Origin of the sequence: Roseomonas chloroacetimidivorans, from assembly GCF_049629625.1 — a bacterium.
GTDB lineage: Bacteria > Pseudomonadota > Alphaproteobacteria > Acetobacterales > Acetobacteraceae > Roseomonas > Roseomonas chloroacetimidivorans.
In genome coordinates, this window is sequence record NZ_JBNBZS010000148.1 from 1 (window position 1) to 7681 (window position 7681).

Consider the following 7681-nt stretch of genomic DNA (forward strand, 5'->3'; position numbering starts at 1 on the left):
GGTTGTAGCGGCCAGCGGCATTGGCCTGCCACACCTCCACCATGGCATGGCGGATGGGGCGGCCATCCTCGTCGCTCAGCCGGCCGGCCACGATGATCCGCTCGCCCATCGCATGACCCCGGCCGTTTTCCAGCACGGTCAGGTCCGTGATCTCCGGGTATCGCGCCGGGGTGAAGACCGGGCTGCTCGTCTCCGTCAGCGTGTGCGGCAGTTCCAGCAAGGGCTGCGTCGGGTAGCGCGCATGCGTGCTGCCATAAGAAGGCGAGTTCAGCGGCGGCTGCGTCGCCGGAGCCGGCCGGCGATAACCATGCACAACCTCACTCATGGGGGATTCCTTTCTTCCTGGGTTGCTTGTGATCAGCCCGCTGCCTGGGCTGGCGCAATGTCACTCCAACCTGCCAGGCCCGCGGCATAGGCCAGAGGCAGGCCAACATAGTTCTCGGCCACCACGGTCTGCGCCCGGACCGAGGCGCGGATATAGCCCAGTTCGGCCACCTGCATGCGGCGCGCGAAGTCGTCCATGTCAGGGAAGCGGTGGGTCAGGCTGGTGAACCACCAGGAAAAGCGCTCGGCCATCCACACGCGCGCCAGGGCCCGGGCCGAATAGCCTTCCAGCCCTGCATCGGAACCATCGCGGTAATGCCCGATCAGCGCGTCCGCGAGCATGCCGACATCGGATGCGGCGAGGTTCAGCCCCTTAGCCCCGGTGGGCGGCACGATATGCGCGGCATCCCCCGCCAGGAAGAGGCGGCCATGGCGCATCGGCTCGGCCACGAAGGAGCGGAGGGGAGCGATGCTCTTCTCGATCGCCGGGCCGCGCGTCATGCGGGCGGCGGCCTGCGGGCCGAGGCGAATGGCCAGTTCGTCCCAGAGCCGCTCATCCGGCCAGTCCTCAAGCCGCTCGCTCAGCGGCACCTGCACGTAGTAGCGGCTGCGCGTATGGGAGCGCATGGACGCCAGCGAGAAGCCGCGGAGGTGGTTGGAATAGATCAGCTCATCGTCGCAGGGCGGCACATCGGCCAGGATGCCCAGCCAGCCGAAGGGGTAAACCCGCTCGAAGACGCGCAGCACCTCGGCGGGGATGCTGCTGCGGCTGACGCCGTGATAGCCATCGCATCCCGCGATGAAGTCGCAGGTGACCTGACGGTCTTCTCCGTGCAGGCGGTAGGTGACCCTGGGGCGGTCGCCCGTGACGTCGTGAAGCGCGACATCCTCCGCTTCGAAGAGGAGCGCCGCGCCGCGCGCCTGGTGAGCGCGGATCAGGTCCTGCGTCACCTCGGTCTGGCCATAGACGGTGACGGACCTGCCGCCGGTCAGCCCGTGCAGGTCGATCCGGAACAGGTCGCCGTCCAGCGCCATCTGGACGCCGTGATGCGGCAGCCCCTCCCGGTGCAGCCGCTCGCTCACCCCCGCCCGGTCCAGCAGTTCCACCGTGCCCTGCTCCAGCACGCCGGCGCGGATGCGGGCCTCGACATAGGCCTGGGACTTTCGCTCCAGCACCACGCAGTCGATCCCGGCCCGGAACAGCAGCTGGGACAGCAGCAGCCCGGCCGGCCCGGCACCGATGATCGCCACCTGGGTGCGGTGATTCACGACGTTCGTCCCTTGAGTCCTGTATAAGACATGGAAGGATGCATCTGTCCGATCCATGGATGATCGAGGCAAATCCTTGGACTTTCCAGTCAGGACCGCCCCATCCCCGCGAGGGGCTGGGCGCGAAGGTTCCGGCGCCGCGGCCATCCCCTTCTTCGATCTGTACGGCGAAGCGCGGCCACGGGCCCGGCTGGAGCCGGTGCATCTGGAGCCGCTGGTGACGCGCAGCGCGCGGCATGGCTGGAACATCCGGCCACACCGCCATCGCGCGCTGCACCAGCTCTTCTGGATCCGGCGGGGCGAGGGCGTGCTGCTCGGCGCGGATCCCGGGCCGGCCTTCCGGGCCCCGGCGCTGCTCGTCATCCCGGCCGGCAAGGTGCATGGGCTGCGCTTCGATCCCGCCAGCGCCGGCCATGTCCTCACCCTCACGGACACCTTCGTCGCGGATTGCGGCCGCCTCACCGGCGAGCCCTGCATCCCCGAGGACGTCCTCACCCTCTCACCTGGTCAGGCCGATCCGTTGTGGGAGGAACTGGATGCGGGTTTCACCCGGCTGGACCAGGCCTTCGGCAGCTTCGGCGGCGGGCGCCAGGCGGCCTTGGGCGGCCATGTCCTCCTGCTCCTCGCCCTTCTGCGCCGGTTGCTGGAGGAAAGCTCCGGCCCGGCGGCGGTGAGCGCCCAGGCCGCCCTGGTCCGGCGATTCCGCCAGCAGGTCGAGCAGCGCTACCGCGAGCATGCCGGGCTGGACACCTACTGCCGGGAGCTCGGCGTGACCCAGAGCACGCTCACCCGGGCTTGCCGCAGCGTCACGGGGCGCTCCCCCATGGCGATGGTCCATGAGCGGCTCCTGGCCGAGGCTCGCCGCATGCTGATCCATGGCTCCCGGAACGTCTCAGGGGTCGCCTACAGCCTCGGCTTCGAGCCCGCCTATTTCTCGCGCTTCTTCACGCGCCATGAAGGCGTCCCGCCGGCCTTCTACCAGCGGCAGCACGGCGAGGATGCCCGGCCGCGCGGAAGCTGGCCCGAAGCCGGACAAGGAACACCTTCTGCACTCGAGTCAGGCAATCGGCCGGCGAAGGTGTCGCGCCGCAGTTCTCACTTTTACTCGTGAATAACGCGGCGCGCTCGGCAAAGCTGGTCCTGCCGCGGCAAGGCATTGCGCCTGCACTCGCCAGGGCGCGGCTGTGCTGCGGTCGGGATCGTCCAGAACCCGACGGATCAGGACGGCACCGCGGGGCGGGCGATCGCAACACATTTGGCCGGGCCGGTGACCTCCTCCTGTACTTGTCCGACCAGGAATCCGGGCGCCTAGGTATCTGCTACTGCCGTGCCGTGTGGCTGCTGATCTATACGGCGGCCCCGGGCTCTGATGGCTAAACGCTGAGTGTCGTCGTCGCGAATCGTCGAAGCTCGATGTACCAGCCAAGCGTTCGTTCGGCCTGCCCGTAACAGCACTGACCGACTGCGGAGCGACCGAGTAGTCCCACATGCAACGCCATGTGTTGACCTCTCAATTTGGGGAGTGAAGTATCTGCCTGCCCGGACAACCTCGAAGGCCCGGGTTCGGGAGGACCAAGAGCTCATGACAACGGGCAGCGGAGATTCAGAGCTAACTCCCGGCATCAACGGGGCTGGGCGCACAAGACCGCCAACGTGCTGGACAAGCTGTCCCGGTCCGTCCAGCCCGCGGCCAATGCGGACCTGCGCGAAATCTGGCAGGTGCTGCCGGGAGCTTGTGCTCGGGCGCCGTGGTGCCCCGAGCCTGGACCATGGCCGCCCGGGCCTTCAGCGGTGAAAGATGATGGTAGGGCAGCCGGCCGAGCGGATCATCTCGAGGAGCGATACGGGATCGGCGTCGAGTGTCCTGCGGCAGGCACAGCCCGGCATGCGCCATCGGAACGCATGTGATCCTCCCCGAATGCTCTTGGCGGTTTCTATCTTGATTACGGAAGTCAACGCCACCTAGAGTTGCCTTGTCAACATCAGTGTCAATGGAGCGTTGACATTTGCAATTGGCGGCCCTGTGTTTTGCTCCGCTGGCCGCTACCGATCCGGTTCAGCTGATTATCCGACGGTGTTCACGGCGGGAATGTTCTGGAGGAGGCGATGAAGAAGAGCGACCAGCAGCGCCCGTTCGGAGTAATCGAAGCCGTTGAGCCGTGCCTCCTCCCTTACCAAGGCCTGTTCCAGCATGCGCTCGTAAATCTGGCGCTCCTTGGCAATGAGGGGCAGCTCCACGCTGCGGCCGGACACGGCCTTAACGTGGAGCAGGCCGTTCGTCTCCAGCAGCGACAGGCTGCGGCTCACCGGGGCCTTGTCCATGCCGATGAGATTGTAGATCTGCGCATTCGTGCCGCTCGGGTAGATCCCCAAATAGGCCAGCACACGCCATTCGCTGACATCCATGTCGAATTTGGCCCGATAGAGGCGGGAAGCGCTGCTGGACAGGCAGTTGGTGATTCAGACCAAGAGGCCAGGAACATACTATTCCAGCACGAGCGGCCGGGGATGAGCTTTCGGCGCCGTAAGGTCTGGTGGCAGTCGGCGGTGTGTTCCTGATGCATCCGATGGCGAGGGCCAGCATCGCCGGACCGACCGAGGACCACCCGGGAACGCTCGCGCACGGGTCACACGAGTATGCATGAGGGCGCAACACCGGCGCACCGGCAGCAGGTGGTGCTCGTCACCGGTGCAGCCGACGACCTGAGATGGGCGACGGCTCGGCGCTTTGTCGGCGGCGGCTGGTCGGTCGCGCTCCATGGCCTGCGAGTGGGCCTACCAAGGTATCCGTGTGAATGCCGTCCCCCTGGGACACGTGGCCACGGTGCTCGTGCGCAAGCTGGAGGCCTATGCCCGGTCGACCTGGGCCGCCTCGCTCGCCGGACCCCGCTCGGGTGGCTCGGGCACCCGAAGGAACTCGCCGGGGCAATCTGGTTCCTGGCCTCGCCTCAGGTCAGCTACGTGATAGGAGGCGTCCTCAGCGTGGATGATGACCGGCAGGCCTTTGCCGATGCGGGGGACGCGTCCGATGGGCAGGGCTGAGGCCGGAACGGACCAGATGGGCTGGCTCGGGCTGCAGGGGCGGGTCTGCGCCGTTACCGGCGTGGCGGGCGGGCTCGGCCGGGCCATTGCCCTCGGCTTCGCCGCGGCAGGCGCGAAGCTCCTCCTCCTAGACCGGGACACGGCCGACATGGAGGCGCTTGCACGGGCCGTGGCGGAGGCCGGGGGCGAGGTCCTGGCAAGGCCCTGCAACGTCGCATCGTCGGAGGCGGTGGCCGCTGCTGCCGCGATCGCAGAGGAGCGGTTCGGGGGCTGCGACATCCTGGTCAACAATGCCGCCCTGCTGCGCCCCGGCCCCCTCGCCACGCTCAGCTTGGCCGAGTGGAACGCGCTGATCTCGGTGAACCTGACCGGGTACTTCCTTTGCGCCCAGGCGTTCTCCGCTGGCATGCGGGCGCGCGGGCGCGGCAGCATCGTGCACATCGCTTCCATCGCCGGGCGGCACCCCCAGGGGTCCAGCGGCGCCTACAGCGTCACCAAGGCGGGGGTGCTCATGCTCTCGCAGCAGATTGCAACGGAATGGGGCCGCGACGGCATCCGCAGCAACGTCGTCAGCCCCGGCCTGGTGATGACGCCAATGAGCAAGCCCTTCTATGACGCGCCGGGCGTGCTGGAGCAACGCAGCGCGGCCGTTCCCGCCGGCCGGATCGGGCAGCCTGAGGATGTACGGGACGCCGTCCTGTTCCTCGCGAGCGAGCGCGCCGCCTACGTGACTGGGGAGGAGATCACGGTTGATGGCGGCTTCACCCACGGCATCATGAACCTCATCCCGCGCCCGGGCTACGGATAAGGACGAATAAGGACGCGAAGCCCGCCTCGAAGGGCTGCTCCAGTCGCATCCCGGAACCAAGAAGACGAGGGAGAGGAAACAGGAATGACGATTGACCGCCGCACCTTCATCGGCTCCGCCCTCGCGGCCGCCGCGACCATGTCGTCCCGGCCTGGGCGGGCCCAGGCCGCGAATACCATCCGGATCGGCGTCATCACGGACATGACCGGCATCTATCGGGACGTCTCGGGCCCCACCAGCGTTGCCTGCGTGCAGCAGGCCGCAGACGAGTTTATGGCCGAGAACCCGGACATCAAGGTGGAGGTTCTCGTCGCCGACCACCAGAACAAGCCGGATGTTGGGGTGACCCTTATCCGTCAGTGGTTCGACCGGGCTGGGGTGGACGTGATCTCCAACGTCGGCAACAGCTCGATTGCGCTCGGGGCAAGGACCATCCTGGCGGAGAAGGGGAAGGCCGCCCTTATTACCACGGCTGGCAGCTCGGACCTGACGGGGAAGAGCTGCGGCCCGAACCACGTACATTGGTCCTGGGATTCCTGGTGCCTGGCGCATTCCACCTCCACCTCCCTCGTCCGGAGCGGCGGTGACCGGTGGTTCTACGTCACCGCCGACTACGCCTTCGGGCATGCGGCCGAGGCGGATTCCGGGCAGTTCGTGCGGGCGGCCGGAGGGACCGTGCTCGGATCGGTGCGCTACCCGTTCGGCACGACTTCCGACTTCTCTTCCTTCCTATTCCAGGCGCAGCGGAGTCGCGCGAACGTCATCGGCTTCGCAAACTCCGGCACGGAACTCATCGGCTGCCTCAAGCAGGCACAGGAATTCGGGATGAGCGGCGGCCGGATACGGACGGCCGCGCTGGTCGGCTACATCACTGACGTCCTTGCCATGGGCCTTCCGGTCGCGAAGGGGCTCTCGCTGACGGAAACCTTCTACTGGGACCTGAACGACCGTACGCGCGCATTCATGGCACGGATGAAGCCAAAGCTGCCTGATGGCGTCTTCCCGAACATGAGCCATGCCGGGGATTATGCGAGCGTCCGCCATTATTTGAAGGCGGTGAGGGCGCTTGGCGTCGAACGCGCGAAGGCTTCGGGGGCGGAGGTGATCGCGATGATGAAGAGGATGCCGACTGATGACGACTGCTTCGGCCAAGGCCTGATCCGCGCGGATGGCCGTAAGGTCCACAAGGCCTACCTGTTCCAGGTGAAGGCCCCTGAGGAGAGCCGCTACCTCGGCGATACCTACAAGCTGGTTGCGACCGTTCCGGCCGAGGAGGCCTTCCGGCCGATCAGCGAGGGCGGCTGCTCGCTCGCCTAGATGAGGAGCGCGGCGCACGCTGCCGAGGCCGGAACGCGGCATGAGACTGGAGCCGGGAACAGGCCCGTGCTCAGGCAGGTGGGAGGGGTGTGGTGACCGAAATAGGGACACGAAAGGCGCCGACCGGACCGGAAGTCGCCGGGATCCCCTTCCGAACGACCGCAGGGTTGGTGTCCTTCATGGAGCGAGGCTGTAACCACGCTGACCAGGCAGTCAGTACCATTCCCAAACAGTGCTAAGTCAGGGCTATACAAGAAGGCTGCAAAATGACGAAATCGATAACCACGCCCGCGGAGCGCCGCTGCGATGTATTGGTGGTGGGTTCGGGCGCGGGTGGGCTGTCGACGGCGATCGTGGCGCGGAAGGCGGGGCTGGACGTCGTGGTGGTGGAGAAGGAGCCGGTCTTCGGCGGCACCACCGCCTTCTCCGGCGGCATCCTCTGGATCCCCGGCAATCCCCATGCGAAGGCACGCCGCATCGAGGACAGCCGCGAGGCCGCCCGGACCTATCTGCGGAGCGAGGCCGGCAATCACTACGACGAGGCGCGGGTGGAGGCCTTCCTGGAGAACGGGCCGCGGATGCTGGAGTTCTTCGAGCGCGAGACGGAGGTGAAGTTCGCCCTCGCCGAGTATCCGGACTACCATCCGGACCGGGAGGGCGGGATCTCGATCGGCCGCTCCGTGGCGCCGCTTCCCTACGATGCGCGCCGCCTCGGCCCGGAGATGCGCCGCCTGCGGAAGCCGCTGGAGACGATTACCTTCCTCGGCATGATGTTCAACTCGGCCAACCGCGATCTGAAGCACTTCTTCAACGTCACGCGCTCGCCCGTTTCGGCCCTCTACGTGGCGCGGCGGTTGGCGGCGCATATGAAGGAGCTGGCGCTGTACCGGCGCGGCGTGCAGCTGACCAGTGGCAATGCGC

General features: G+C 67.1%; 8 protein-coding genes. 5 read left to right on the forward strand and 3 right to left on the reverse strand.

The genetic code is table 11. The features are described 5' to 3' along the window. Positions 1-325 (reverse strand): dioxygenase family protein (locus ACO1BU_RS34935; protein ID WP_481133259.1); only part of this gene is annotated, 325 nt, incomplete at its 3' end. A gap of 32 nt (positions 326-357) precedes the next feature. Then, a complete protein-coding gene (pobA, locus tag ACO1BU_RS34940; protein ID WP_424140510.1) occupies positions 358-1593 on the reverse strand; it encodes a 4-hydroxybenzoate 3-monooxygenase in 1236 nt (411 codons plus the stop codon). A 76-nt stretch (positions 1594-1669) separates the two neighbouring features. On the opposite strand from pobA, the gene ACO1BU_RS34945 reads away from it, so the two are divergent. Continuing rightward, the gene (locus tag ACO1BU_RS34945) at positions 1670-2704 is read left to right on the forward strand and encodes a helix-turn-helix domain-containing protein (protein WP_424140511.1); all 1035 of its coding nucleotides are present in this window, start codon (positions 1670-1672) and stop codon (positions 2702-2704) included. Positions 2705-3657: 953 nt separating this feature from the next. Here the strand turns inward: ACO1BU_RS34945 and ACO1BU_RS34950 are convergent. Then, positions 3658-3999, reverse strand: coding sequence for a hypothetical protein (locus ACO1BU_RS34950; RefSeq protein ID WP_424140512.1), 342 nt, complete (start codon positions 3997-3999; stop codon positions 3658-3660). A gap of 231 nt (positions 4000-4230) precedes the next feature. Between ACO1BU_RS34950 and ACO1BU_RS34955 the strand changes: the two genes are divergently transcribed. The 4 genes from ACO1BU_RS34955 to ACO1BU_RS34970 all read left to right on the forward strand — a co-directional run. After that, positions 4231-4635 (forward strand): SDR family oxidoreductase, encoded by a 405-nt coding sequence (locus ACO1BU_RS34955; protein WP_424140513.1) that lies wholly within the window; start codon positions 4231-4233, stop codon positions 4633-4635. Next, complete coding sequence (locus tag ACO1BU_RS34960) at positions 4622-5443, forward strand: SDR family NAD(P)-dependent oxidoreductase (protein WP_424140514.1); 822 nt, start codon at positions 4622-4624, stop codon at positions 5441-5443. The genes ACO1BU_RS34955 and ACO1BU_RS34960 overlap by 14 nt, the downstream gene beginning before the upstream one ends. A gap of 84 nt (positions 5444-5527) precedes the next feature. Next, entirely contained in the window at positions 5528-6760 is a 1233-nt protein-coding gene (locus ACO1BU_RS34965; protein ID WP_424140515.1) for an ABC transporter substrate-binding protein, read from the forward strand. A gap of 266 nt (positions 6761-7026) precedes the next feature. Next, positions 7027-7681 (forward strand): FAD-dependent oxidoreductase (locus ACO1BU_RS34970; protein ID WP_424140516.1); only part of this gene is annotated, 655 nt, incomplete at its 3' end.